Origin of the sequence: Frigoribacterium sp. PhB116, from assembly GCF_004364285.1 — a bacterium.
Classification (GTDB): Bacteria; Actinomycetota; Actinomycetes; order Actinomycetales; family Microbacteriaceae; genus Frigoribacterium.
On the sequence record NZ_SOBE01000003.1, the window covers coordinates 125,075 to 150,764 of the forward strand.

The 25,690-nt window shown below is 72.8% G+C and carries 27 protein-coding genes; 16 read left to right on the forward strand and 11 right to left on the reverse strand.

The window, feature by feature from the left end; genetic code table 11:
• Nucleotides 1–32 precede the first annotated feature (32 nt).
• The 7 genes from EDF20_RS11885 to EDF20_RS15725 all read left to right on the forward strand — a co-directional run bounded on the left by EDF20_RS11885 (nt 33) and on the right by EDF20_RS15725 (nt 4,304).
• A complete protein-coding gene (locus EDF20_RS11885) occupies nt 33–470 on the forward strand; it encodes a transcriptional repressor (RefSeq protein WP_133738809.1) in 438 nt (145 codons plus the stop codon).
• A gap of 276 nt (nt 471–746) precedes the next feature.
• The gene (gene rpmB / locus EDF20_RS11895) at nt 747–983 is read left to right on the forward strand and encodes a 50S ribosomal protein L28 (protein WP_123548488.1); all 237 of its coding nucleotides are present in this window, start codon (nt 747–749) and stop codon (nt 981–983) included.
• Nucleotides 983–1,150: a 50S ribosomal protein L33 gene (gene rpmG / locus EDF20_RS11900; RefSeq protein ID WP_043595944.1), complete on the forward strand. Its 168-nt coding sequence runs from the start codon at nt 983–985 to the stop codon at nt 1,148–1,150. The genes rpmB and rpmG overlap by 1 nt, the downstream gene beginning before the upstream one ends.
• A gap of 2 nt (nt 1,151–1,152) precedes the next feature.
• Complete coding sequence (gene rpsN / locus EDF20_RS11905) at nt 1,153–1,458, forward strand: 30S ribosomal protein S14 (RefSeq protein WP_056058637.1); 306 nt, start codon at nt 1,153–1,155, stop codon at nt 1,456–1,458.
• 138 nt (nt 1,459–1,596) lie between these two features.
• Complete coding sequence (locus EDF20_RS11910) at nt 1,597–1,884, forward strand: HU family DNA-binding protein (RefSeq protein WP_043595940.1); 288 nt, start codon at nt 1,597–1,599, stop codon at nt 1,882–1,884.
• 140 nt (nt 1,885–2,024) lie between these two features.
• Nucleotides 2,025–4,004 carry a cytochrome c oxidase assembly protein gene (locus EDF20_RS11915; protein ID WP_123548598.1) on the forward strand — a complete coding sequence of 660 codons (1,980 nt, stop codon included), beginning with the start codon at nt 2,025–2,027 and terminating at the stop codon, nt 4,002–4,004.
• A 123-nt stretch (nt 4,005–4,127) separates the two neighbouring features.
• Nucleotides 4,128–4,304, forward strand: a complete 177-nt coding sequence (locus EDF20_RS15725; RefSeq protein WP_158614695.1) for a hypothetical protein — start codon at nt 4,128–4,130, stop codon at nt 4,302–4,304.
• 166 nt (nt 4,305–4,470) lie between these two features.
• On the opposite strand, the gene EDF20_RS11920 is transcribed toward EDF20_RS15725, so the two are convergent.
• On the reverse strand, nt 4,471–5,163 hold the full coding sequence (locus tag EDF20_RS11920; RefSeq protein WP_133738811.1) for an SDR family NAD(P)-dependent oxidoreductase: 693 nt from the start codon (nt 5,161–5,163) through the stop codon (nt 4,471–4,473).
• A gap of 101 nt (nt 5,164–5,264) precedes the next feature.
• Between EDF20_RS11920 and EDF20_RS11925 the strand changes: the two genes are divergently transcribed.
• Entirely contained in the window at nt 5,265–6,245 is a 981-nt protein-coding gene (locus EDF20_RS11925; protein WP_133738812.1) for a helix-turn-helix transcriptional regulator, read from the forward strand.
• Nucleotides 6,246–6,434: 189 nt separating this feature from the next.
• Here the strand turns inward: EDF20_RS11925 and EDF20_RS11930 are convergent, their stop codons facing one another.
• A complete protein-coding gene (locus EDF20_RS11930; protein ID WP_133738813.1) occupies nt 6,435–7,484 on the reverse strand; it encodes an LLM class flavin-dependent oxidoreductase in 1,050 nt (349 codons plus the stop codon).
• 129 nt (nt 7,485–7,613) lie between these two features.
• Nucleotides 7,614–8,273: an HD domain-containing protein gene (locus EDF20_RS11935; protein WP_133738814.1), complete on the reverse strand. Its 660-nt coding sequence runs from the start codon at nt 8,271–8,273 to the stop codon at nt 7,614–7,616.
• 97 nt (nt 8,274–8,370) lie between these two features.
• On the opposite strand from EDF20_RS11935, the gene EDF20_RS11940 reads away from it, so the two are divergent.
• Nucleotides 8,371–9,339 (forward strand): helix-turn-helix domain-containing protein, encoded by a 969-nt coding sequence (locus EDF20_RS11940; protein ID WP_133738815.1) that lies wholly within the window; start codon nt 8,371–8,373, stop codon nt 9,337–9,339.
• A 140-nt stretch (nt 9,340–9,479) separates the two neighbouring features.
• On the opposite strand, the gene EDF20_RS11945 is transcribed toward EDF20_RS11940, so the two are convergent.
• From EDF20_RS11945 to EDF20_RS11965, 5 genes are all read right to left on the reverse strand, one after another.
• The gene (locus tag EDF20_RS11945; protein WP_243833473.1) at nt 9,480–9,755 is read right to left on the reverse strand and encodes a hypothetical protein; all 276 of its coding nucleotides are present in this window, start codon (nt 9,753–9,755) and stop codon (nt 9,480–9,482) included.
• A gap of 2 nt (nt 9,756–9,757) precedes the next feature.
• On the reverse strand, nt 9,758–10,921 hold the full coding sequence (locus tag EDF20_RS11950; protein WP_133738817.1) for an inorganic phosphate transporter: 1,164 nt from the start codon (nt 10,919–10,921) through the stop codon (nt 9,758–9,760).
• 245 nt (nt 10,922–11,166) lie between these two features.
• Nucleotides 11,167–12,225, reverse strand: coding sequence for a hypothetical protein (locus tag EDF20_RS11955; RefSeq protein WP_133738818.1), 1,059 nt, complete (start codon nt 12,223–12,225; stop codon nt 11,167–11,169).
• Nucleotides 12,226–12,245: 20 nt separating this feature from the next.
• Complete coding sequence (locus EDF20_RS11960) at nt 12,246–12,473, reverse strand: hypothetical protein (protein ID WP_123548481.1); 228 nt, start codon at nt 12,471–12,473, stop codon at nt 12,246–12,248.
• Between the two features lie 174 nt (nt 12,474–12,647).
• A complete protein-coding gene (locus EDF20_RS11965; protein ID WP_133738819.1) occupies nt 12,648–13,982 on the reverse strand; it encodes an acyl-CoA dehydrogenase in 1,335 nt (444 codons plus the stop codon).
• Between the two features lie 194 nt (nt 13,983–14,176).
• On the opposite strand from EDF20_RS11965, the gene EDF20_RS11970 reads away from it, so the two are divergent.
• The 3 genes from EDF20_RS11970 to EDF20_RS11980 are packed head-to-tail and all read left to right on the forward strand — an operon-like array spanning nt 14,177 to nt 16,921.
• Nucleotides 14,177–15,217 carry a MetQ/NlpA family ABC transporter substrate-binding protein gene (locus EDF20_RS11970; RefSeq protein WP_133738820.1) on the forward strand — a complete coding sequence of 347 codons (1,041 nt, stop codon included), beginning with the start codon at nt 14,177–14,179 and terminating at the stop codon, nt 15,215–15,217.
• A complete protein-coding gene (locus EDF20_RS11975) occupies nt 15,214–16,251 on the forward strand; it encodes an ATP-binding cassette domain-containing protein (protein WP_133738821.1) in 1,038 nt (345 codons plus the stop codon). The genes EDF20_RS11970 and EDF20_RS11975 overlap by 4 nt, the downstream gene beginning before the upstream one ends.
• Complete coding sequence (locus EDF20_RS11980; protein ID WP_243833474.1) at nt 16,244–16,921, forward strand: methionine ABC transporter permease; 678 nt, start codon at nt 16,244–16,246, stop codon at nt 16,919–16,921. Before EDF20_RS11975 ends, EDF20_RS11980 begins: the two co-directional genes overlap by 8 nt.
• Nucleotides 16,922–16,943: 22 nt before the next feature.
• Here EDF20_RS11980 and EDF20_RS11985 read toward each other — a convergent pair whose 3' ends face one another.
• Complete coding sequence (locus tag EDF20_RS11985) at nt 16,944–18,662, reverse strand: AarF/UbiB family protein (RefSeq protein WP_133738911.1); 1,719 nt, start codon at nt 18,660–18,662, stop codon at nt 16,944–16,946.
• Between the two features lie 80 nt (nt 18,663–18,742).
• On the reverse strand, nt 18,743–19,276 hold the full coding sequence (locus tag EDF20_RS11990; protein ID WP_228506932.1) for a PadR family transcriptional regulator: 534 nt from the start codon (nt 19,274–19,276) through the stop codon (nt 18,743–18,745).
• A 298-nt stretch (nt 19,277–19,574) separates the two neighbouring features.
• On the opposite strand from EDF20_RS11990, the gene EDF20_RS11995 reads away from it, so the two are divergent.
• On the forward strand, nt 19,575–20,570 hold the full coding sequence (locus EDF20_RS11995) for an NADP-dependent oxidoreductase (protein WP_133738822.1): 996 nt from the start codon (nt 19,575–19,577) through the stop codon (nt 20,568–20,570).
• A gap of 1 nt (nt 20,571) precedes the next feature.
• On the opposite strand, the gene EDF20_RS12000 is transcribed toward EDF20_RS11995, so the two are convergent.
• Nucleotides 20,572–21,174: a TetR/AcrR family transcriptional regulator gene (locus EDF20_RS12000; protein ID WP_133738823.1), complete on the reverse strand. Its 603-nt coding sequence runs from the start codon at nt 21,172–21,174 to the stop codon at nt 20,572–20,574.
• A gap of 109 nt (nt 21,175–21,283) precedes the next feature.
• Here EDF20_RS12000 and EDF20_RS12005 point away from each other — a divergent pair, with 109 nt between their 5' ends.
• The 3 genes from EDF20_RS12005 (at nt 21,284) to EDF20_RS12015 (ending at nt 25,294) form a co-directional block, all read left to right on the forward strand.
• A complete protein-coding gene (locus tag EDF20_RS12005) occupies nt 21,284–21,994 on the forward strand; it encodes an SDR family oxidoreductase (protein WP_133738824.1) in 711 nt (236 codons plus the stop codon).
• A gap of 421 nt (nt 21,995–22,415) precedes the next feature.
• Nucleotides 22,416–24,116 carry a ribonuclease J gene (locus tag EDF20_RS12010; protein WP_123548473.1) on the forward strand — a complete coding sequence of 567 codons (1,701 nt, stop codon included), beginning with the start codon at nt 22,416–22,418 and terminating at the stop codon, nt 24,114–24,116.
• A gap of 272 nt (nt 24,117–24,388) precedes the next feature.
• Complete coding sequence (locus tag EDF20_RS12015) at nt 24,389–25,294, forward strand: NmrA family NAD(P)-binding protein (protein WP_133738825.1); 906 nt, start codon at nt 24,389–24,391, stop codon at nt 25,292–25,294.
• The last annotated feature ends 396 nt before the right edge of the window (nt 25,295–25,690 follow it).

The window sequence follows — 25,690 nt, forward strand, 5'->3', positions numbered from 1 at the left end:
GGTCCTGCACGAGCGATGCACGGAGGTGCGCAGTGGTAGCCAAGCGGAACACGTGGCAGCGCGAGGCCGTGCGCGAGGCGCTGGGCCGCAGCGAGGGATTCGTCAGCGCCCAGTCGCTGCACGGGCAGCTCCGCGAGACGGGGTCGCCGATCGGGCTCGCCACCGTCTACCGCGCGCTCGCGGACCTCGCCACCGACGGCGCCGCCGACTCGCTGCAGCAGGAAGGCGAGAGCCTCTACCGGGCCTGCACCCCGGGCACGCACCACCACCACCTCATCTGCCGCACCTGCGGCACCACGGTCGAGATCGAGGCCGACGCGGTCGAGACCTGGGCCCGCCAGGTCGCCGCCCAGCACGGCTTCACCGAGGCCCAGCACATCGTCGACGTGTTCGGCACCTGCGCGGCGTGCACGGCCGAGAAGGCCGCGGGACGCGACCCCGCCGTGACGCGCGGCGGCGCTGCCGGCTGAGCCGCGCCTCCCGGGCTCCGTGCGCCGCGCCTCCTGGGCTCGGTGCTCGCCGCGCCCTGGGCTTCCTCTGCCCACCAGGCCCGTAGTTGACCCGGGTCGGGCGTGTCGCGTAAGCTCTTCCTTTGGTTGGGCGCTCTCTGCGCCCATGTGCACCGAACCCCGAGCGCCACGGCCCGTCATGCGGACCGAGCGGGGCGACGCGCGCCGACAAGTGACCTTGGGTAGGACTCGGTCGTCCCCGGACGGCGAGCTCCTACGGTACCTACGGAGGAAATCATGGCAGCAACCTGCCAGGTGACCGGAGCCATTCCTGGTTTCGGCCACAACATCTCGCACTCGCACCGACGCACCAAGCGCCGTTTCGACCCGAACATCCAGAAGAAGACGTACTACGTGCCGTCGCTGCGCCGGAAGGTGACCCTCCAGCTCAGCGCCAAGGGCATCAAGGTCATCGACGCTCGTGGCATCGAGTCGGTCGTCAAGGACCTGCTCGCTCGTGGGGAGAAGATCTAATGGCTCGTCAGCAGGACGTCCGTCCCATCATCAAGCTCCGCTCGACGGCGGGCACCGGTTTCACGTACGTGACCAAGAAGAACCGTCGCAACAACCCCGACCGCCTGGTTCTCAAGAAGTACGACCCGGTCATCCGCAAGCACGTCGAATTCCGCGAGGAGCGCTAAGCATGGCCAAGAAGAGCAAGATCGCCAAGAACGACCAGCGCGCCGTCATCGTCGCGCGCTACGCCGAGAAGCGCCTCGAGCTGAAGAAGGCCCTGGTCGACCCGGCCGGCACCGACGAGAGCCGCGAGGCCGCTCGTCTCGGCCTGCAGAAGCTGCCGCGCGACGCGTCGCCGGTCCGCCTCCGCAACCGCGACGCGATCGACGGTCGCCCCCGCGGCCACCTCAAGGAGTACGGCATCAGCCGCGTGCGCTTCCGCGACATGGCACACCGTGGTGAGCTTCCGGGCATCACGAAGTCTTCCTGGTAGGTTCGAGCCGTTTCCCGGGGCCCAGGCCCCGGGGCTGAGCTACACGGGCGGAGGGCCCTCGGCCCTGCCGCCTGATCCGAACAGGCACGGTGAACGCCGTGCCATGTCTCACCGAACGAAGTCCGAGGAGGACACCACATGGCTGACAAGTCACTGAACCGCACCGAGCTCGTCGCAGCTGTCGCTTCCGAGTCCGGCCAGAGCCAGGCCGCCGTCAGCGGCGTCGTCGACGCTTTCTTCTCCGTCGTGTCGAAGTCGGTCGCCGACGGCACGAAGGTCACCATCCCCGGGTGGATCGCCTTCGAGAAGACGCACCGCGCCGCTCGCACGGGTCGCAACCCGCAGACGGGCGAGGCCCTCGAGATCGCCGCGAGCGACTCGGTCAAGGTCAGCGCCGGCAGCAAGCTCAAGGCTGCGGTCAAGTAGTCCTCCGCTTCTCACGAAGCACCCGGGAGAGGGCGGCGACTTCGGTCGCCGCCCTCTCTCGCGTTCCCGGGGAGGAGGAGGTCGCTCGGCGGCGAGCGGACCGCTCCCGCTCCCAGTCGGGGCGACCTAGCATGGGACCGATGCCCAGACTCTCCCGCACGGCCGGGCCCGCACTGCTCGTGGTCGTCGCGTTCGCGGCCCTCGTCGCCGCCCTGAAGTTCGGCGGCGCCGCCGACGCGCCGCTCGTCGTCGACCCCGGGCAGGTCGTGCGCTACGGGCTGCCGATGGCCAAGATGCTCGGCAACATCGGCGCAGCCGTCACGATCGGCACGCTGTTCCTCACCTGCTTCGCCCTGTCGCGCGACCGGCCCGAGTTCGAGCGAGCCATGGACATCGCCGCCGGCGCGGCCGGGTTCTGGACCGTCGCCTCTGCCGCCACCAGCTTCTTCACGTTCCTCAGCGTCGCCAACGTGCCCGTCACCCTGGACGAGCAGTTCGGCCGGACGCTCGCGTTCTTCCTCACCGACACCGAGCTGGGCCGCGCCTGGCTCATCACGACCCTGATCGCGGCGGCGGTCACCGTGCTCAGCTTCGTGCTGCGGAACATCTGGGCCCTCGTCGCCCTCACCGTGCTCGCGGGCGGCGGGCTCATCCCCCTGGCCCAGCAGGGTCACGCCGCGGGCTCGAGCGGCCACGACGCGGCCGTCACCGACCTCGCGCTGCACCTCGAGGGCGCCTCCGTCTGGCTCGGCGGGCTCGTCGCGCTCGTGCTGCTGCGGAGCACGCTCGAGAAGGGCCGCATCGGCGTCGTGCTGGCGCGGTACTCGACCCTCGCGATCATCTGCTTCGTCGTCGTGGCCGTCTCGGGCGTCGGCAGCGCGGCGCTGCGCATCGGCGACTGGGCGGCGCTGTCGACGGGCTACGGCGTGCTCGTGCTGGTGAAGACCTTCGCCCTGGTCGCGCTCGGGCTGTTCGGCGTCGTGCAGCGGCAGTACCTGGTCAGGCGCATGGAGACGCAGCCGGCCAGGACAGCCCGGTTCTTCTGGTGGTTCGTCACGGCCGAGCTGGCCTTCATGGGGCTGGCCTCCGGCGTCGCGTCCGCGCTCGCCCGCACCGCGACCCCGGTCGAGGAGGTGGCGGCCAGCGACCTCGCCGCCCCGACCCCCGCCGAGATCCTCACGGAGGAGGCGCTGCCGCGGGAGCTCACACCGATCCGCTACCTGACGGAGTGGAACGTCGACCTGCTCTGGGCCCTCGTCTGCGCCTTCGGGATCTTCTTCTACATCGCGGGCGTCGTGCGCCTGCGCCGTCGCGGCGACAGCTGGTCGCTCGGCCGCACGGCCTCGTGGGTCGCCGGGCTGCTCGTGCTCTTCTACGTGACGAGCGGCGCCCCGAACGTCTACGAGCCGTACCTCTTCAGCGCGCACATGCTGTCGCACATGGTGCTCGGCATGGTGATCCCGCTGCTGCTGGTGCCGGGTGCGCCGGCCACGCTCGCCCTGCGCGCCATCCGCAAGCGGACCGACGGCACCCGGGGACCGCGCGAGTGGATCATGATCCTCGTGCACTCGGGCTACGCGCACGTGATCAGCAACCCGATCGTCGCCGCCGTGCTCTTCGCCGGGTCGCTCTTCGTCTTCTACTACACGTCGCTCTTCAGCTGGGCGACGACGACGCACCTCGGCCATTACTGGATGATCGTGCACTTCCTGATCGTCGGGTACCTCTTCGTGCAGTCGATGATCGGCATCGACCCCGTCAAGGGGCGCCTGCCGTACCCGATGCGGCTCGTCGTGCTGCTGGCGACCATGGGGTTCCACGCGTTCTTCGGCATCGGCATCATGACGGCGACCGGGTTGTTCCTGGCCGACTGGTACGGCGCCATGGGACGCACCTGGGGGCCGACCCCGATGCAGGACCAGTACGCCGCCGGCGGCATCGCCTGGAGCGTCGGCGAGATCCCGACCGTCACGATGGCGATCATCGTCGCGATCATGTGGAGCCGCAGCGACGGCCGCGAAGCCAAGCGCAAGGACCGCCAGGCCGACCGCGACGGCGACGCCGAGCTGACCGCCTACAACGAGCAGCTCGGGGCGCTGGCGCGGAGCGACCGGGGCTGAGCCGCGGCGCGCCTGGGCTGCGCCCCGAGCGAGGGGCGCTCGCTCTGGGGGTCGTGCGGGAGGCGCGGGGCGGCTTGGATCGGACGCGGGCGTCACGAGGCGCCCCGACCGGGAGGACGCCCCATGGCCAGCACGATCGCACGCACTCAGCTCGGGGTCGTCGTGCTCGGCATCGCCGCCGCGACCCTCTTCGGGGGCACCCTGCCGCACCGCGACGCGGGCGAGTCCGCCGCGCCGCAGCCGCAGCAGCAGCAGTCGGCCTCGGACACGACTCAGGCCACCGACGCAGGCTCGCGCTAGCGCCGAAGCGAGGGGCTCCCGCACCGACCGTCCCGCCGAGCTCGACCGAGCTCGACCGAGCTCGAAGGTGAAGCCTGGGCGGTCGGGCCCGAGGCACGGGCCCCGGCACGCCGCCGAGAGCCGAGCGCCCGGGCGGTGGCAACCAGCCGATCTGCCCCGCGACCGCCTAGAACGGCGCGACGCCGCTGCGGTCGATGAACGTGCCCGTGGGCCCGTCCGCCCCCTGCGTCGCCAGCTCGACGATCGCGTCGGTGCCCTCGGTGACGGTCTGGTGGCCGCTGTTGCCGTTGAGGTCGGTCGCCGTGTAGCCGGGGTCGGCCGCGTTGACCCGGATGCCCGGCAGCGCCTTGGCGTACTGGACGGTGAGCATCGTCACGGCCGACTTCGACGCCGTGTAGAGCGGCGCCACCACGGTCGACTCGATGCGGTCGGGGTCGTGCACCGCGGTGAACGAGCCGAGCCCGCTCGTCACGTTGACGATGGCGGGCGCCGAGGACGCGCGGAGCAGGGGGAGGAACGCGTGCGTCGTGCGGACGATGCCGGCGACGTTGGTGTCGAGGACGAGCAGCGCGTCGGCGCCCGTCAGGTCGGCGGGGTCGGCGTGCGACCCCGTGATGCCCGCGTTGTTGACGAGCACGTCGAGCCCGCCCTCGGCCCCGACGAGCTCGGCGGCCGCGGCGACCGAGGCGTCGTCGGTGACGTCGAGCTGCACGAAGCGCGCGCCGAGCTCGTCGGCGGCCTGCTGCCCGCGCGACTCGTCGCGCGCCGCCAGCCAGACGGTGTGGCCCTCGGCCAGCAGGCGGCGGGCGGTCTCGAGGCCGAGGCCCTTGTTGGATCCGGTGATGAGTGTCGTGGTCATGGGTCGAGTCTGCGCGCCGCCGCCGACGCGCGCGTGGCCCGCCCCGGCAGGAGGACTGCCAGTACCAGGCAGCACCTGGCTGGGGAGGAGAGGATGAGCGCATGCCTGCACAGGACGACCAGCTCGGCTGGCTGCTGAAGACCTGGCGCGCCCGCCTCGCCCCCTCCGACGCCGGCCTGCCCTCCGGCGGCCTGCGCCGAGCGACCGGCCTGCGTCGAGAGGAGCTCGCCGCCCTCGCCGGGCTCTCGGTCGACTACGTCGTCCGGCTCGAGCAGGGCCGGGCCCGGCACCCGTCCGACCAGGTCGCCACCGCGCTCGCCCGCGCCCTGCAGCTCGACGACGCAGAGCGCGACCACCTGTTCCGCAGCGCCGGCCTGCTGCCCCCGACGTCGGCCGTCGTGTCACGGCACATCCCTCCGGGCGTGCAGCGGCTCGTGGCACGGCTGCGCGAGACTCCCGTCGCGGTCTTCAGCGCCTCCTGGGACCTGCTCACCTGGAGCCCGCTCTGGGGGCGCCTGCTCGGCGACCCCGAGGGCTGGCCGGCGGGCGAGCGGAACATCGTCGTCCGGGCGTTCCGCGACGCCCGTCGCGAGGCCGACCCGGCTGCCGCCGCGGCGGAGGACAGGACACGGACGAGCGCAGGAGGCGCGGACACGGCAGTGCGGACCCGTCACCTCGACGGCTCGGGCGGCGCCCGCTTCCGGGCCGCCCTCGTCTCCGACCTGCGCCGGGCGCTCGTCGACCACCCGGCCGACCCCCGCCTGCGCGCGCTCGTCGACGGGCTGCTCGCCACCGAGCCGGCGTTCGCCGAGCTCTGGGCCCGGGGCGCGGTCGGCGTGCACGAGTCCTCGCGCAAGGTGATGGACCACCCGTTGGTCGGCCCGCTCGAGCTCGACTGCGACGTGTTCACCGTGCCGGGCAGCGAGCTGGCGATCGTCGCGTACACCGCCGCCGAGGGCACGCCGGCGGCCGCGGCCCTCGACTTCCTGCGGGTCGGAGCCGTGGGCGCCGTGGGGGTCTCCGGCGACGTGTGCGAGACGCCCGACGCGGCCGCCGCCTCCTCGTCGCTCTCGCCGCGCTGAATGCGGCGTGGACCGCGGATGCCGACCGGGAAGCCTGCAACAGAGGCCTTTCCGGTCGCAGAACGGGTTCTCGCAGCCTGACGGTCGGCATCCGCAGCCACGGGGTCGAGACCGGGCGGGCGGCAGAGCGCCCGGCCGCGTGCGAGGTGCGACGGGGCCGGGCGCAGGGTCCGAGGAGGCGCGGGTCCGCTAGGCCAGCATCTCGCGGACCAGCGGCACCACCTTCGTGCCGTACAGCTCGATGCTGCGCATCATCTCCGCGTGCGGCAGGCGGCCCATGCTGTAGCGCATGTCGAAGCGCGTGGCCCCGAGCAGCGCCATGTTCTGCGCGATCTTCGCGGCCACCGTCTCGGGCGAGCCGACGTAGAGGGCGCCCTGCGGGCCCGCGCTCTGCTCGTACTGCGCGCGCGAGTAGGGCGGCCAGCCGCGCTCGCTGCCGAGCTGGTTCGTCTGCGCCTCCTGGTACGGGAACAGCACCTCCTTCGCCTCGGCGTCGGTCTCGAGCACGAAGCCGGGCGAGTGCATCGCGATGGGCTGCGGCTCCTTGCCGAACTCGCCGAGGGCACGGCGGTAGAGGTCCGCGTAGGGCGCGAACTGGGCGGGCTGGCCGCCGATGATCGCGAGGAAGAGGGGTAGGCCGTAGTGGGCTGCACGGATGACCGACTGCGGCGATCCGCCGACGCCGACCCAGGTCTTGAGCGTGCCGCTCTCGGGACGCGGGTAGACCCACTGATCGCTGAGGGAGCCGCGCTTGGTGCCCTGCCAGGTGACGGGCTCGTCCTTGAGGAGCTCGGCGAAGAGCTGGATCTTCTCCTCGAAGAGCACCTCGTAGTCCTGCAGGTCCAGGCCGAAGAGCGGGAACGACTCGGTGAACGAGCCACGCCCGAGGATGACCTCGGCACGCCCGTTCGACAGCGCGTCGACCGTCGCGAAGCGCTCGTAGACGCGGACGGGGTCGTCCGAGCTGAGGACCGTCACGGCCGAGCCCAGACGGATCCTCTCGGTGCGGGCCGCGATCGCCGCGAGGACGACCTCGGGCGCGCTCACCGCGAAGTCGACGCGGTGGTGCTCGCCGACGCCGATGAAGTCGAGGCCGACCTGGTCGGCGAGCACGGCCTGCTCGACGAGGTCACGGATCGACTGGGCGTGCGAGACGAGCTCGCCGGCGCCGTCGACGCCGGCCGGACGCTCGGTGACGTCGCCGAAGGTGTCGAGTCCGAACTCGAGGGGGTGTGCCATGGGGTGCGCTCCGATCCGCTGCGTTTCATGCGTGTGCATGATCTTACGGGATGAACCGTGACCGGGAGCTGGACATTCCACGGCGCGCGGGGACGGAGCCCGTCGGGACGCCGCCACCGCCGCCGCCGCTCACGCCGAGGGGAGGCGGTCGAGCGGGTTCGCCGCGATGCGCCCGGGCATGCCGCCCCGCACCGTGCGGCCCGCCTGGCTGCTGGGCTTGCGCTCGGCCTGGTCGCCGATCGCCGCGGCGAACTCGGCGGCGAAGCCGAGCCGAGGGACGGCCCCGACCAGGGAGGCGACGAACGCCGCGTCCCAGTCCGCACCTCCTGTGCCGCTCACGTCGAGGCTGGTCGCCCGTTCGAGCAGGTGCGCCTCGGGATCGAGCGCGACGTCGACCGACGTCCACATGTGCCGCTCGACCACCTCGGCCAGGCGCCGCTGACGAGCCTCGGGCCAGCCGGCTCCGGCGGCGAAGACGCGGGCGACGGCTCCCCCGGCGTGCTCGAAGTCGACGGCGTGCGCGTCGAACGACGGTACGAGGCCGAGGTCGTGCAGCAGCGACGCGACCCAGAGCAGCTCGGCGTCGAACTGCACGGACTCGCTGCGGCCGAGCTCGGAGGCGAGCGCCCACGAGCGCACGCTGTGGCCCAGCAGGGCAGGGCTTTCGTGGGCTGCGGCGACCTCCCGGGCGCGGGCGGCGACGTCGGTGGGCGGGACGAGGAGGCGCGCGACGGCAGCCGAGGAGGCGGTCGGAGACGAGGACGAGGGCGCGGGCGGGATGGACGACATGCCCCCGAACCTACGAGTGGACGCTGGCCTCGACCAGTGGCAGGATCGCCAACGAACACGTCAGCACTGCCAGATGCCGGGAGGCACCGTGGACCGCATGAAGGTCGTCACCCTCGTCGCCGACGGCGTCGCCCCTTTCGAGTTCGGCGTGCTCTGCGAGGTCTTCGGCCTCGACCGCAGCGCCGACGGCGGCCCGTCGTTCGAGCACCGCGTCGTCACCGAGCGCCCGGGCGTCGTGGCCACGAACCAGGGCTTCGGCATCACCGTCCCCGACGGCCTCGAGGCGGCGGCCGACGCCGACGTGGTCTGCGTCCCGGCGCTCGGAAGCTACGGGGCCGACGGCACGCTCTCGCCGGCGGTGCGCGACCTGCTCGTGGCCGCCGAGGCCCGCGGCGCCTGGCTGATCAGCGTCTGCAGCGGCGCCTTCGTGCTCGCCGACGCCGGGATCCTCGAGGGCCGTCGCGCCACCACCCACTGGATGTACGCCGAGCGGCTGCAGCGCGAGCACCCCGGCACGACCGTCGACCCCGACGTGCTCTTCGTCGAGGACGGGAAGGTCATCACGAGCGCCGGCACCGCCGCCGGCATCGACGCGTGCCTGCACTTCGTCCGTCGCGTCGCCGGGGCCGCCGCCGCGAACGTCGTCGCCCGCCGCATGGTCGTGCCCGCGCACCGCGACGGCGGCCAGAGCCAGTTCATCGAGACGCCGCTGCCGAAGGAGGCCGACGCCTCGCTGACTCCCCTCACCGACTGGATGCTCGCGCACCTCGGCGAGGAGCAGACCGTCGAGGCCCTCGCCGCGCGGGCCCACATGTCGCAGCGCACCTTCGCCCGCCGGTTCAAGGCCGAGCTGGGCACGACGCCGGCCGCCTGGCTGACGAGGCAGCGCCTCCTGCGGGCCCAGCACCTGCTCGAGGTGACCGGCCTCGGGCTCGACGCCGTCGCCGGGCAGGCCGGGTTCGGGTCGGCCGCCGTGCTGCGGCACCACTTCACGCGGGTGCTCGGGACGACGCCGCGCGCGTACCGGGCGACGTTCCGCGGGGCGGACGCGGCCGACGCCGCCTGACCGCCGCCTGCCCTGCGGGCCGAGCGTCGAGTGGTCGCGAACTGTCCTCCCGCGGCTCGGGAAGGACCGCTTCCGACCACTCGACACCGTCACCCCGAGGCGCGAGCCGAGGAGGCGCGGGCCGGCCCCGCAGGACGGCGTCAGTGGAACTGCGGCACGATCAGCCACAGGCCGGCGAGCACGGCGGCGATGCCGACGGCGAAGCAGGCCGCACCCCCGACGGTGGCGGGGAGCGAGCGAGGGGCGGCGGCCTCGGTCCCGGCCTCGTCCGGCACCGGGCCGCCGGCGACGGCCTCGGTCGCCCCCGCGGCGAACAGCCGGATGCCGAGCGCGAAGAACGTGACGATGACGGCGGTCGCAGCGAGCGCCGCCACGAAGACGACCACGAAGGCGCCCCAGTCCACTCCGAGGAACACGGTCACTCTCCCTGTCCGCGGGAGGCGCCGGCCGGCTGGGTCGCGGCGGGCGCCTCCTCGCTGTCGTTGACGGTCTCGTGCGTCACCGGGTGGCGACGGGCGAGGAACACGAAGGCCGAGCCCCCGGCGAGCGCGAGGACCGCGACGAGGACGAGCCCGACGGTGCTGGTGCTGGCGAGCCAGGCGCTGACGCCGCCGACGAGCGCCGCCGCGGGGAGCGTGATCACCCAGGCCGAGGCGATCTTGCCGACGACCCCCCAGTGCACGGTCGCGAGCTTCTTGCCGAGGCCCGCCCCGACGATCGAGCCGGAGGTGACCTGGGTCGTCGAGAGCGCGAAGCCGAGGTGCGACGAGATGAGGATCGTGGCTGCCGAGCTCGTCTCCGCCGCGAAGCCCTGCGGCGCCTGGACGTCGGTGATGCGCTTGCCGACGGTGCGCATGATCCGCCAGCCGCCGAGGTAGGTGCCGAGCGCGATCGCGAGCCCGCAGGCGAGGACGACCCAGAGCTGCGGCGTCGTGCCCGCGCCCTGGTAGCCGGCCGCGATGAGGGTGAGGGTGATGACGCCCATGGTCTTCTGCGCGTCGTTCGTGCCGTGCGCCAGCGAGACCAGGGAGGCGCTGATCGTCTGGCCGTGCCGGAACCCGGCCGTCGAGCCGCGCAGCGTCGCCTGCTTCGTGATCCGGTAGGCCGCGTAGGTCGCGACCAGCGCCACCGTGCCGGCGACCAGGGGCGAGATGAGCGCGGGCAGCACGACCTTCGAGAGGACGACGGCGAAGTCGACCGAGCCGACGCCCGCACCGATCACGGCGGCGCCGATCAGCCCGCCGAACAGCGCGTGCGACGAGCTCGAGGGCAGGCCGAGGTACCAGGTCGCGAGGTTCCAGATCACGGCGCCGACGAGGCCGGCGAAGATCATCGTCGGGGTGACCTGCACTCCCCCGTCGCCCTCGCGGATGATGCCGTTCGAGACGGTGCTCGCGACCTCGGTCGAGAGGAACGCCCCGACGAGGTTGAGCACGGCCGAGATCAGTACCGCCACCTTGGGCTTCAGGGCCCCGGTGGCGACGGAGGTGGCCATCGCGTTGGCCGTGTCGTGGAACCCGTTCGTGAAGTCGAACACGAGCGCCACGACGATCACCAGCATGACCGTGACGAAGACGTCCATGGATGTCGCCCCTCTGTCGTCCGCTCCGGGACGGGTGCCCGTCCGGAGGCAGGAGGTGCGGGTCCCGTCGCGATGACGGGCGCTGCTCCTGCACCGGTGACGCTAGGCCCGCGGGCGGGCCGCGTCGGTGAACAACGGGAGAATCATGCACGGCATGCAAATGCTGCGCCGACGGGTGCGGGTGCCCCTCTGCCCGCCGGAGGCGCGGCACGGCCTCGAGTGGTCAGGACTGGCCGACCGGGCTGTCAGCGCAGGCAGCGGGCGATCGCTCGCCGCGCCTCCTCGACCTCGCGGACGAGCCGGTCAGGCCGGCGCTCGAGGGCCCAGCGGACCAGGTCGAGGTGGTGCAGCAGGGCGAGTCGTCGCAGGGTCGGCAGGGCGTCGTCGAGGTCGACCCCGACGCCGTCCGCGAAGCGCCGCAGCTCGTCGACCGTGACGAGGCCGTCGAGGGCGCTCCAGCGGTGCACGCGGTCGAGCTCGAGCCACGGCACGGGGCCCGTCCGGGCCGTCCCCCAGTCGATGAGTACGGGGTCGTCGGCCCCCCGGGGCACGAGGTTGCGCGGCGCGAGGTCGCCGTGCACGAGTCCGTGCCGCCACCCGGCGCTCTCGACCGCGAGCTGCTCGAGGGCCGCTCGCAGCGGGCCGCGCTGCTGCTCGTCGTAGACGCCGAGGTCGAGGAGGCGGTCGCCGGGCACCAGGGAGTCGAGGCCGTACCGCAGGTGGCGGCGCCAGGCCTCCGGCAGGTCGCGGCCGAAGCGCGTGAGGAGCGCATCGGGCACGCGAGATTCGCCTCTCTCGGGCTCGACGGAGGCCGGGCCCGCCGCGTCGAGCGGCACCTCGGCGAGCGCCGCGGCCAGCCGGCCGAGATCGCGCCACGGGTCACGGTCCGAGGCCACCGTGGCGACGTGCTCGACGATCATGAGCGGCGCCTCCCCGAACTCGGGTTCGCAGGCGAGCACCCGAGGCGTCGGCACTCCGTGGCGTGCGGCGTGCTCGGCGGCCCATCGCTCGGCCGGGTCGGTGTCGGGTGCCGACCCGGTGGCATCGCGAGGCGTGCGCACGACGACGTCCACGCCGTCTCCCCAGATCCGGACGACGTGGGTGTCGACGCCGGGCAGGAGGGCGCCCTGGCGGGTGCCGCGAGCGGGAGAGACGAGCTTCTCGACCGCCAGGGCGGCCAACGAGACCAGCGCTCCCTCGTCCGGATCGGGCTCGGGAGAGGAGTCCGACTCCATGACGGCAGCAGCCTCGTGGCCGTCGTCGTGTGGGTGCAGGTGCGGGTGCTGGTCCTGGTCCAGGTCCACGGGGCCGGCCGTGCCCCGGCTCAGGCCGAGTTCCCGCCGGCAGCCGACCACGACGAACCGCCGGCCTCGCCCCTCGGGCCGGCCTGTTGCCGCTCGGCGTCGGCCTGGGCGCGGACGCCCGCCCCCGGGTCGGACTCGTCGAGCCTGGCGGCCAGCGCACGGTCCCGCCGGTCGCGGAGCACGATCGCGACGGTGGCCGCGACGATGGCGAGCACGATCAGGGCGATGACGACTGTGGCGGTGTTCATGCGGTGTCCCCTCGACGGCGTCCGCCCACGCTACCGACGACCTCCGCCGCCGTCGAGGGCCGACGCCACGCACAGCACCTGTCGGCGCCTGCTCGTCGACCGTGTCGCGCGCTGAACCGGCGGGAAGCGCTCTCACTGCCCACCGGATGAGCACTTCCTGCCGGTTCAGCGGGTCTACGGGGTGCGGACGAGGGCAGCGTGGGCGGCGGCGGGCGCCGCAGGCGTCGCAGGCGCAGCGGCAGCCGCCTGCGGCCCCGTGCGGAACGGCGTCCCGTTGAGGCGGCGGTCGCCCAGCGCCCGCTCGCGGTGGATCGCGGGGTTGTGCGACGCGATGGTGCGGGCGTTCCGCCAGTGCCGGTCGAGGGCCCGGTCGGCGTCCACGGCGGAGGCGCCTCCCACCTCGAACAGGGCGGTCGCGGCCTCGAGGACGAGCGGCAGCACGACCTGCTGGGCCTCGAAGACCGTGGCCAGCGCCTCCTGGTAGTCGTCGGCCGCGGCGGAGGCACCGTCCGGAGCAGACGCGTCGACCGAGGCCGCCGCAGACGCGGCCGCCGAGGCGCGCGCGTCGGCAGCCTCCAGCGCCCGCACCGCGGACAGCGTCACCGCCTCGACCGCCGACGCGATGCTCGACAGCCGGCCGACGACGCCCTGCACGAGCGGGTCCTCGCGCGGCAGCGACACCCCCGCGACGCCGAAGGTGCGGGTGCGGGGCCGGACGAAGTCGACGGCGTCGCGCAGCACCGCCCGGGCGATCCCCGTCTCGGCCGCGAGGAGCACGAGCTGGTACAGCGCCTGCGTGTAGGCGAGCGGGCGGCGCTCGGCGTTGTCGCTCCAGGGCAGCACCTGGGCCGGGTCGACCGTGACGTCGTCGAAGATCGTCGTGCCGCTGCCGGTGAGGCGCTGGCCGAAGCCGCCCCAGTCGTCGAGGCGCGTGACGCCCGGCGCGTCGGCGCGCACGGCCAGCGCGACGGGCTCGTCGCCGCGGAGCGCCCCGACCCAGATCCAGTCGGCGTAGAGGGTGCCCGTGCTGTAGAACTTGCGTCCGTCGAGCCGGAGCCGGCCGTCGACCTCCGTCAGCCGCGTCGTCACGGCGGTCGCGTCGCCGCGCTCGGCCTGCGCGTTGCCGACGAGCACGTCGCCGGCCGCCAGCCGCTCGAGCCACTCGGTGCGCAGCGGCCCGTCCGGCTGCGCCCGCTGCGTCTCGACGAACGCGACGTGCCCGCGCAGCAGCTGCGGCAGGTTCGAGTCGGCCTCGCCGAGGCGCACGAGGAGGCGGAACTCCTGCTCGAGGGACGCTCCCCAGCCGCCGTGCTCGACCGGCACCCGCAGCGCGCCGAAGCCGGCCCGGCGCAGCAGGTCGACCTCGTCGACGGGGAGGCGGCGGTCGCGCTCCCGGGCGACCGCGCCCGCCGCGATCTCGTCGACCAAGGGCCCGAACACCGCCTCGATGCGGTCGTCGAGGTGGCGCGTGCCGGGGCCGGCCGTGGGGTCGCTCGTGCTGTCGGTCATGCGCTCCTTTGTGTCATGCCCGCGCCTCCTGCGACAGGGCCGACGACACATGAAGAAACGTCACGACACATGTCGAAAGAGAGCTCGCGGCGGCCTCCGACGCCGTGGCAGGGTCGGCAGCCATCACCCCGGCACCGGCCACAGCGTCCGGCCCGCCGTCCACAGCACACCGCCCGCCACCCCGAGGAGTCCCCGTGTCCGATCACGACGCACCGCAGTCCACGCCCGCCGCCGACCCGCCCGCCGGCGCTCCCGCCGGGCTCCGCGCCTCCCTCGACGACTCGCGCCGCAAGCGTCGCCGCGGCCTGCTCACCGGGCTCGGCGTGGTCGTCGCCGCGGCCCTCGTCGGCGGCGGCTTCTGGGCCGGCTCGGCCACCGCGGGAGCCGGCGACGGCGCCCAGGCGGCGACCGGCGGAGCCGCGGGAGGCGGCGGCGACCGGATCAGCGTGAAGATCGCCGGCAGCGGCGAGAGCGACCTGCAGGACGCCGTCAAGACGGTCGCCGCCGAGGAGGGCCTGGACGTCACCTGGGTCAACTTCGACGACTGGACCCTGCCCAACTCGGCCCTCGTGGCCGGCGAGGTCGACGCGAACGCGTTCCAGCACACGGCGTTCCTCAGCGCGTACAACGTCGCCAACGACACCGACCTGACGCCGGTCTTCTCGACCACCATCACGCAGTGGGGCGTCTTCTCCGCGACGGTCGACGACCTCGACGACCTCGGCCAGGGCGCCCGCATCGCGATCCCCGACGACGCGTCGAACGGCGCCCGCGCGCTGTTCATCCTGCAGGCCGCCGGGCTGATCGAGCTCGGCCCGGACGTCGGCGTCTACCCGACCGTCGACGACGTCGTGTCGAACGACCTCGGCCTCGAGTTCGTCCCGATCGGCGCGACGACGATCCCCACCCAGTTCGACGACCCCAGCCTCGACGCGGTCGTGGTCGGCACCTCCTACTTCAACCCGTCGCAGCAGATCGACGCCGAGGACGCGCTCTACCTCGACGACTCGCTCAGCGACGAGTCGCGGCCCTACGTCAACGCGGTCGTGACCCGGGCCGACGACGCCGACGACGAAGCCTGGACGAGGCTGGCCGACGCCTACGCCGACCCGCGCGTCGCCGCTGCCCTCGAGGAGGAGTCGTTCGGCAACACGGTGCTCGTCGACGTCTCGGCGGCCGACCTGCGCAGCACCCTCGCCGACCTCGAGACCGCCGCGCGCGAGCTGACCTCGTGACCGCGGACCCGGTCGTCTCGTTCGAGCACGTCTCGAAGTCGTACACGGTGCAGGGGCGCCGGTTCGACGCCCTCCGCGACGTCAGCCTGGAGGTGGCGCGCGGCGAAGTCTTCGGCATCGTCGGCTACTCCGGGGCCGGCAAGTCGACGCTGTTGCGCACCGTGAACGCCCTCGAGCGGCCGACGAGCGGCCGGGTCGTCGTCGACGGCCGCGAGGTCTCGGCGCTCCGCGGCAAGGAGCTCTACGCGGCCCGCCGCCGCATCGGCATGATCTTCCAGCAGTTCAACCTTCTCTCGTCGCGCACCGTCTACGGGAACGTCGCCTACCCGCTGCGCCTCTCGGGCCTCTCCCGCGACGAGACCGTCGACCGGGTCGAGGAGCTGCTCGACTTCGTCGGGCTCAGCGAGAAGGCGCTCGAGTACCCGGCGAAGCTGTCGGGCGGCCAGAAGCAGCGCGTCGGCATCGCCCGCGCGCTGGCGAACCGCCCCGACGTGCTCATCTCGGACGAGGCGACGAGCGCCCTCGACCCGCAGACCACCGGCGAGGTGCTCGACCTGCTGCGCCGCGTCAACGACGAGTACGGCCTGTCGATCCTGCTCGTCACCCACGAGATGGACGTCATCCGCGAGCTCGCCGACAGCGTCGCCGTGATGCAGGGCGGCGAGGTCGTCGAGACCGGCTCCGTCTACGACCTGTTCGCCGATCCGCAGCACCCCACGTCGCGACGGTTCGTGTCGTCCGTGCTGCACCACGAGGCGACGTCCGGCGTGCTCGAGCGCATCCGCAGGGTGCACACGGGACGCATCGTGCGCCTCCACGTCGAGGACCGCGAGTCGAACGACCCGTTCCTCTCCCGCGTCGCGCGCACCCACGGCGTCGACTTCAACGTCGTCTACGGCGGCGTCAGCGAGCTGCAGTCCCGGCTGTTCGGCGACCTCACGGTCGAGCTGCTCGGCGACGACGCGGCGATCGACGCGGCCGTGGTCGACCTGCGCCGCACCACGAGCGTGACGGAGGTGGTCGCCGGTGCGTGACATCGAGCCGGCCGTGCTCTGGCCGAAGATCTGGACCGCCCTGCTGCAGACCCTGCAGATGGTGACGGTGTCGTTCGTGCTGGCGACCGTGCTCGGCGTCGTGCTCGGCCTCGTGCTCTACTCGACCCGGCGCGGCAACCTGCTGCAGAACGCGGCGGTCTTCACGACGCTGAACGCGGTCATCAACGTGATCAGGCCGATCCCGTTCATCATCCTGATCGTCGCCATCTCGCCCCTGACCCGCGTCGTGATCGGCACGAGCATCGGCACCGGCGCCGCGATCTTCGCGCTGACCATCGTGGCGACCTTCTCGATCGCGCGCATCGCCGAGACCAACCTCGTCGCGGTCGACCGCGGATCGGTGGAGGCGGGCGCCGCGATGGGCGCGTCGCCCCTGCGGGTGCTCGTCACCATCGTCGTGCCGGAGGCGCTCGGCCCCCTCGTGCTCGGCCTCACCTACATCTTCGTCGCCCTGGTCGACGCGACCGCGGTCGCCGGCCTCGTCGGGGGCGGCGGGCTCGGAAACCTCGCCATCACCTACGGCTACCAGCGCTTCGACACGTTCGTGATGGTGACCGTGATCGTGCTGATCATCGTGCTGGTGCAGGTGGCGCAGCTGCTCGGCAACGTGGTCGCCCGGAAGGTGCTGCACGAGACCGCGATCGCCTGAGCCCTGCAGGAGGCGCCGCCTCCTACCCGGGGAGGCGCCCGGCCAGCAGGGCGTACAGCAGCGGCACCGCGGAGGCGACCATCAGCACCGTGCCGAGCACGTCGCCGTCGGCCCGCAGCACCGCTCCCGCGATCAGCAGGCCGCCGAACAGGACTGCGGCCATCACCCGCCGGGCCGTGCGCTCGATGCGGCCGAGCTGCCGCTCGATGCGGGGGCTGCCGACCTCGAGCGTGCCGTCCTCGAGACGGCCGACGAGATGGTCGAGCCGACCGGGCAGTCGGGCGGCGACCCCGACCGCGTCGGCCGCTCGCCGGGCGACGTCCTGCACGGCGTTGCCGCGCTCGTCGCGCACGAGCCGTGCCGCGTAGGGCTCGACCGAGTCCCAGAGGTTGAAGACCGGGTCGAGGGCGCTGGCCACGCCGGAGGTGAGGGTCACCGCCCGCAGGACGAGCAGGAAGTCCTCGGGCAGCTGGAACGGCAGCGACCGGATCAGGTCGCCGAACTGCCCGGCGAACTCGCGGTACTCGCGCGGGTCGACCTCGCGCAGCTCGGCGAAGCCCATGCCGCCGAAGCGGGCGAACGTGGCGGTGACGGCACGCTCGAGGCCGACCGTGTCGGCGGTCGGGAGGAGCACCCCGAGCTCGCGCATCGCGTTCACCATGCCGCTGCCGTCGCGCGACGCGGCCGCGATGAGCAGCTGACGGAGGCCGTTCCGGGTGCCGGTGGGCACCTCCCCCATCATCCCGAAGTCGATGAAGGTGAGCCGCCACGGGCGCTCGCCCTCGGCGGCCTCGGCGCTGCCGGCGGCCTCGACGGGCGTGACGAAGATGTTGCCGGGGTGCGGGTCGGCGTGGAAGAAGCCGTTGCCGAAGAGCTGGTCGAACATGACCGCGGCGAAGACCGGGGCGACCTCGGTCGGGTCGATGCCGGCGGCGCGGAGGCCCTCGGCGTCGGTGATCTTGATCGCCGAGACGTCCTCGAGCACGAGGACACGGCGGGTGGAGCGCTCCCAGACGACGTCGGGCACGCCGACCCGGTCGTCGTCGGCGAAGTCGGCGGCGAAGCGGGCCGAGTTCGCCGCCTCGTGCAGGTAGTCGATCTCCTCGAGGCTGGTGCGGGCGAACTCCTCGACGAGGGCAGGGGCGTCGACGCGGTCGGAGACGAGCCGGACGTGGCTCAGCCAGCCGCCGACCTTGCGGAGCGCGGCGAGGTCGACGTCGACGATGCGGTCGATGCCGGGGCGCTGCACCTTGAGCACCACGTCGCGGAGCCCGGTGTCGGCCGAGTCGACCGGGCCGAGGACGGCGCGGTGCGCCTGGCCGAGGGAGGCGGCCGCGATCGGCTCAGGGGACACGGAGGCGAAGACCCGGTCGAGCGACATGCCCAGCTCGGCCTCGGCGAGCGCCCGGATCTCGGGGAAGGGCACGGGCGTGACCTCGTCCTGCAGCCCCTCCAGCTCTTTCGTGATCTCGGGCGGGAGCACGTCGAGGCGCGACGACAGATACTGGCCGACCTTGATCATCAAGCCGCCGAGGTCGAGCGCGAGGCCGTGGAAGCCACGGGCGAAGCGCTGCATCCGTCGGGCGCGGGTGCGCTCGGCGACCCAGCGGAGCCCGAACCGGGGCAGCACGAGCTCGAACCACCACGTCACCGCGAGGTGGCGGGACGCGAACCGCAGGATGCGGCGGTACCGGGCGCGGCCGGCGCGGTCACGCACCGCGGGGTCGCGGTCACGTGCCACGGAGCTGCGGTCGCGCTCCGCGGAGCCGCGGTCTCCTGCCGCGGAGCTGGCCTCGTCGGGACGGGGCGACGCCACCCGCGTCAGTCTCGAGCGAGGATCGAGTAGATGCGCCGACGTGCCTCGTCGAGGACCGCCACCGCCTCGTCGACCTGTGCGGAGGTGCCGGTGCGGCCGATCTGGGCGGTCGCGCGGGCGAGCTCGACGCCGGCCTTGGGCAGGGCGGTGCGACGGTCGCCGGAGGAGCGCGGGGCGGCCCACGGGTCGGAGGGGTCGACGCCGGCGGCGGCGCGGCCCGAGTCGGTGAGCGACCAGACCTTGCGGCCGTCGGTCTCCTCGGCGACGATCAGGCCCTCGTCGGCGAGCAGCTGCAGCGTCGGGTAGACGGAGCCGGCGCTGGGCTTCCAGTCGCCGCCGCTGCGCTCGTCGATCTCGTGGATGATCTGGTAGCCGTGCATCGGCCGCTCGCCGAGCAGGGCGAGGATCGCCGCGCGGACCTCGCCGCGCGGGGCACGGGCGCCGTCACGACGGTCGAAGGTGGAGCGGAGCTGGTCCATGGCCTGCCACATCCCGTCGAGGTCCATGCCGAAGGTGCCGGGTGTGCGCGAGGTGCCCATGATGATCTCCTGTCGAGGGTCGAGCGATGCCCGAACGATATACCTCGGGCCTCGGCGGGAGCGGGGCTGGCGCCCAGGGTCGGCGAGCGTGCGCGTCCGTGCCGCGTCCGCGCCGCGTCCGCGCGCCGAGTGGTCGGTTCTGGTCGGTGCCGACGCCCCGAAGCCGTCCTGGGGCTAGCCGGGCGCGTGGGGCACGTCGAGCAGACGTGTTGACAATCTAAGTGAGCGTGCTCATTATTGAGTCAAGTCGACTTCGATGATCGACGCAGCGAACCACCGAGCATCAGGAGTCAGCACCGTGCGAGCCTTCGTCTTCGACGCGTACAGGAAGCCGCTGCACGAGGCCGACGTGCCCGAGCCGACCGTGGGCGACCACGACGTGCTCGTCCAGGTCGCCGCAGCGGGCCTGAACCACCTCGACGCGAAGATCCGCGAGGGCGAGTTCAGGCTGATCCTCCCGTACGAGGCGCCCCTGACCCTCGGGCACGACCTCGCCGGCACGGTGATCGAGGTCGGCGGCTCGGTCCGCAGCCTCAAGCCCGGCGACGCCGTCTTCGCCCGCCCCCGCGACCACCGCATCGGCACCTTCGCCGAGCGCATCTCCGTCGCCGAGTCCGACGTCGCCCTCGCCCCGACCTCGATCAGCACCGTCGAGGCCGCGTCGCTGCCGCTCGTCGCGCTGACGGCCTGGCAGGCCCTCGTCGAGCGCGGGAACGTGCAGCCCGGGCAGAAGGTGCTGATCCACGCGGGCGCCGGCGGGGTCGGCACCATCGCGATCCAGCTCGCGAAGCACCTCGGCGCGCACGTCGCGACCACCGCCTCCTCGTCGAACGCCGAGTTCCTCCGCGAGCTCGGCGCCGACGTCGTCGTCGACCACCGCACCCAGGACTTCGAGGAGGAGCTGTCCGGCTACGACCTCGTGCTCGACAGCCTCGGCGGCGAGAACCTCCCGAAGTCGCTCCGCGTGCTCCGCCCCGGCGGCCTCGCGATCGGCATCCAGGGCCCGCCCACCCCCGCCTTCGCGAAGGCCGCCGGCCTGAACCCGGTCGTGCGCCTCGCGATCGCCGGGCTGAGCCGGAAGGTGCGCGCCCAGGCGAAGAGGCTCGGGGTCCGCTACGAGTTCCTCTTCATGCGCGCCGACGGCGACCAGCTCCGCGAGATCGCCGCGCTCGTCGACGCGGGCGCCATCCGCCCGGTCGTCGGCGCGACCCACCCGTTCGCCGAGACGGCCGCCGCCCTCGACAGCCTCGGGAAGACCCGCATCCGCGGCAAGGCCGTCGTCAGCCTCCCGTAGGTCAGCGCGGCAGGACGACCTCGAGCTGGCGGCGCACCCCGGCGACGATCTCGTCGTCGGGGACGGATTCGTCGACCGCCGACGACATCGCGAGCATCATGACCGCCGACACCACGTGCGCGAGCGCGGCCGCGTCGGAGGTCGTCGCCGAGGTGAGGCGCTCCACGATCCCGGCCACCGCCTCCTCGGTCCTGGCCACGATCGCGAGCGCCTCCGCGTGGTGCGGCTCCGTCGCGTCGCCGAACGCCATCTCGCGGAGGTACGTGCGGCCGTTCTCGACCTGGGCCCGGTTGCAGTGCACGATCGGCTCGAGGACGGCGACGACAGCGTCGAGCGCCGTCGAGGCGGCCGAGGAGGCGCGGATCCCCTCGTCGAGGGACCGCGCGTACGCCGCGTTCTGCGCCAGCAGCAGCAGCTCGCCCTTCGTGCGGGCGTAGAGGAACAGCGTGCCGGCGCCGACGTCGGCCGCCTCGGCGATCTGCTGCGTCGTCACCTCGTCGACGCCGTGCCGGGAGAACAGGTCGGACGCGGCGCGCGTGATGCGCTCGAGCTTCTCCTGCTTGTTGCGCTCGCGCCGGCCGGGCGGCGGGGCTGACGGCGTCATTCGGATCTCCCGGAATAGAAACTGACTGAACTCAATTATGACATGAGTCACCTACGGCGACTCGATCACGAGCCGCCTCATCCTCGCACCACCCTCGGAAGGAACACCCATGACCGACATCACCGGCTCCGTCGTCCTCGTCACCGGAGCGAACGGGGGCATCGGCACCCGCTTCGTCGAGGCCGCCCTCGCCCGCGGCGCCGCCAAGGTCTACGCCACCGCCCGCACCCCACGCACCTGGGACGACGAGCGCGTCGTGCCCCTCACCCTCGACGTCACCGACGCCTCCTCGATCGCGGCCGTCGTCGAGGCCGCGCCCGACGTGACGATCCTCGTCAACAACGCCGGCGCGAACGCGCCCACGCCGGGCATCCTCAGCCACACCGACGACGAGATCCGCGCGAACGTCGAGACCAACTTCCTCGGACCGCTGTTCCTCGCCCGGGCCTACGCGCCCCTCCTCTCGGCCCACGGCGGCGGCACCGCGATCATCGACATCCACTCCGCCCTCTCCTGGTACGCCGTCGCCGGCGTCTACTCCGCGACGAAGGCCGCGCTCTGGTCGGCCACCAACTCGCTGCGCCTCGAGCTGCAGCCCGCGGGCGTGCAGGTCGTCGGCGTCCACGTCGGCTACGTCGACACCGCCATGGCCGCCGGCGTCACCGACGCCAAGACCGACCCGGCCGCGCTCGTCGCCGACGTCCTCGACGCCCTCCAGGCCGGCGAGCACGAGGTGCTCGCGGACGAGACCTCTCGCCAGGTGAAGGCGGCGCTCTCGGCACCGCTCGAGGCGCTCTACCCGCAGCTCGCGAAGGCCTGATCCAGGGAGTCGGGGGGCTCGGGTGACTCGTGCACGACTCAGGACTGCGGGTCCCCCCGGTGCGCGGATCAGGACAGATGTTCCTGAATGAGGAGAGCGAGGACGCCAGGAGGCGGGCGTCGAGCCGGGTGGCCTAGACTGCGGTCCGACAGTTCGTCTGGCCACGCTCTCTGTGGTCGACGCGACCACGCCAGTGGACGCAACGGACGCCTCCGCCGAAACCCACACGGGCGGCGAGGCGGATCGCCATGTGGTCGATCTCGACGGCGCTCGACAGCGAGTCGCCGACCGAGACCTGAGCCTCCTTCGCCGGTCCCGCCACAGCGGGCCGGGCAGCCCGCCGAGCGGGTCGACGCCGGCAGAACACCGACACCTCCGTGCGGGCACACCTCGCGCGACTCCCCCACAGAAAGCGGCCAGCATGCCGAACGTAGCGACCAAGCACTCCCTCGACCTCAAGAAGCCCCAGCCCCTGAAGCGCGGCGCCCTGCGCGTCACCCCGCTCGGCGGCCTCGGCGACGTCGGACGCAACATGACCCTCTTCGAGCACAAGGGCAAGCTCGTCGTCGTCGACTGCGGCGTGCTCTTCCCGGAAGAGACGCAGCCCGGCATCGACGTGATCCTGCCCGACTTCACGCCGCTGCGCGACCGCCTCAAGGACGTCGAGGCCATCGTGCTGACGCACGGCCACGAGGACCACATCGGAGGCGTGCCCTACCTCCTCAAGGAGCGCCCCGACATCCCCCTGGTCGGCTCGAAGCTCACGCTCGCCTTCATCACGGCGAAGCTGCAGGAGCACAAGATCACGCCGATCACCCACGAGGTCGCCGCGGGCGACCACCACCAGGCCGGCCCGTTCGACCTCGAGTTCGTGGCCGTGAACCACTCCATCCCCGACGGCCTCGCCGTCGCGCTCCGCACGAGCGCCGGCCTCGTGCTGCACACGGGCGACTTCAAGATGGACCAGTTCCCGATGGACAAGCGGATCACCGACCTCAACCACTTCGCCCGCCTGGGCGACGAGGGCGTCGACCTGTTCATGACCGACTCGACCAACGCCGAAGTCCCCGGCTTCACGACCGCCGAGAAGGACCTGGGCGCCGCGATCGACCGCGTCTTCCGCGAGGCGCCGAAGCGCATCGTCGTGTCGAGCTTCGCCAGCCACGTGCACCGTATCCAGCAGGTGCTCGACACCGCCCACAAGCACGGCCGCAAGGTCGCCTTCGTCGGCCGCTCGATGGTCCGCAACATGGGCATCGCCTCCGACCTCGGCTACCTCAACATCCCCAAGGGCCTGGTCGTCGACCTCAAGCAGCTCAGCAAGATGCAGGACAACAAGATCGTCCTGATCTGCACCGGTTCGCAGGGCGAGCCGATGGCGGCCCTGTCGCGCATGGCCAACCGCGAGCACATCATCAAGGTCGGCGAGGGCGACACGATCCTCCTCGCGAGCTCGCTCATCCCCGGCAACGAGAACGCGATCTACGGCGTCATCAACAGCCTGATCCGCTGGGGCGCGACCGTCGTCCACAAGGGCAACGCCAAGGTGCACGTCTCCGGCCACGCCAGCGCCGGCGAGCTGACCTACTGCTACAACATCGTCAAGCCGAAGAACGTCCTGCCCGTGCACGGCGAGTGGCGCCACCTCACGGCCAACGCCGACCTCGCGATCGCCACCGGCGTCGCCGAGGACAGGGTGCTCGTCGTCGAGGACGGCGTGGTCGTCGATCTCGACCGAGGCCGCGCCAGCATCGCCGGGCGCATCCCCGCGCCCTACGTGTTCGTCGACGGAGCCACGATCGGCGTCGCCACCGAGGACGCCCTCAAGGACCGCCTGTCGCTCGCCGAGGAGGGCCACATCACGGTGCTCGGCATCTTCGACCTCGCGACGCAGAAGCTGGTCGAGCCCGTCGAGTTCATCCCGCGCGGCTTCGTCGAGGCCGTCGGCTGGGAGGACCAGGCCGAGGACGTCGCGGCCAAGGCCCTCGAGCAGGCCACCGCACGCGGCCACGTCGACGGCGAGGCCGCCGAGCGCGCCATCGAGGACGGCCTGAGCCGCTGGTTCTTCCGTCGCCACCGTCGCACGCCCGTCATCACGACGGTCGTCATCGACGCCGACTGATCCGGCCCCGGCCCTGACGGGCCGTGAACCGACGAGAGATGCTCCCTGCACCTGTGCAGGGAGCATCTCTCGTCTGTTCGTGGACCCGAAGCGGGACGAGGAGGCGATGGTCCTTTGACAGCGGGAGCGGCGCACGCACGGCATCGGCGGCCTCACCACGGCGACGGTCGAGGGCGCCGCCGACGAGCGGGTCCGCGCCAGCCTAGCGCCCCGCGCACAGGCGCCGGAGGCGCGGGGCGCGTACTGATGGAGGACCCACGTCAGGAGCCCCCATGCCCACAGTCCTCGTCGCCGGAGCGACCGGAGACCTCGGTCGCCGCGTCGTCCGCGAGCTGCTCGCCCGGGGCGCCGACGTCCGCGTGCTCACCCGCCCCGCGAGCAGCTCGGCCGACCGCCTGTTCGGCGGGACGGAGGGCGTGGTCGTGACCCGTGCCTCCTACGGGGACCCGGCGGCGCTGCGCGACGCGGTCCGCGGCGTCGACGTCGTCGTGTCGACCGTCAGCGGGGTGCGCGACGTGATCGTCGACGCGCAGACCGCGCTGCTCGAGGCCGCGGTCGCCGAGGGCGTGCCGCGCTTCGTGCCCTCCGACTACTCGGCCGACTACCGGTCCCTGCCGCCGCGGTCGAACCGGAACCTCGAGTTCCGGCGGGAGTTCGCGGGCGTGCTCGACGCCTCCCCGATCCGCGCCTCCTCGGTGCTCAACGGGGCGTTCGCCGACATGCTCACGGGGCAAGCCCCGATCGTGCTGGCCGACCGCAAGCTCGTGCTCTTCTGGTCGGACGCCGACCAGGTGCTCGACTTCACCTCGAAGGACGACACCGCCGCCGTCACGGCCGCCGTCGCCCTCGACGCCTCGGCTCCGCGGTACGTCGAGGTGGCCGGCGACCGCGTCACCGCCCGCGAGCTCGCCCGCACCATGTCGTCGCTGACGGGCGAGCCGTTCCGCGTGCAGTGGGCCGGCACCACGGGCCTGCTCTCGGCGATGAGCAAAGGCATGCGCCGGTTCTCGCGCGAGACCGACGAGGCGTTCCCCGCCTGGCAGGGCATGCAGTACCTCGTGAGCATGTACAGCGGCGACGGCCAGCTCCGCCGCGTCGACAACGACCGCTGGGGCGAGGGACGCGACTGGACGTCGACCCGCGACGTCCTCGCCGCGCACGTCGCCTCGCGCGCCTGACCGGGCGGCCGGGCCCGGCCCAGCCTCCCGGCCCCACCTCCGGCCCGGCCCGGCCTCGCCTCGGGCGGTGAACCGGCACGAACTGCTGCCCGCACACGCCTGGGGAGCACTCCGTGACGGTTCACCTGGGGGCGAGAGGCCGAGCCGAGGAGGCGCCGCCCTGCACCCGAGACCCGTCGCCTGTACCCCGGAACCAGTGGACACCCCTTGACCGGGGGCCACGGTGCCGATAGGAATGACGAGCTGACGGCGCTGTCATCGACGACAGGTGTACCCCGTCATGCACGGCCGCTCCCGAGCGGCCTCACCCAGATCACGGGATCACCCGCAGGAGCACGACGATGGCGTCAGGCCGTTCACAGACCGATCAGCGACCGCAGCACCCCGGGGCGACCT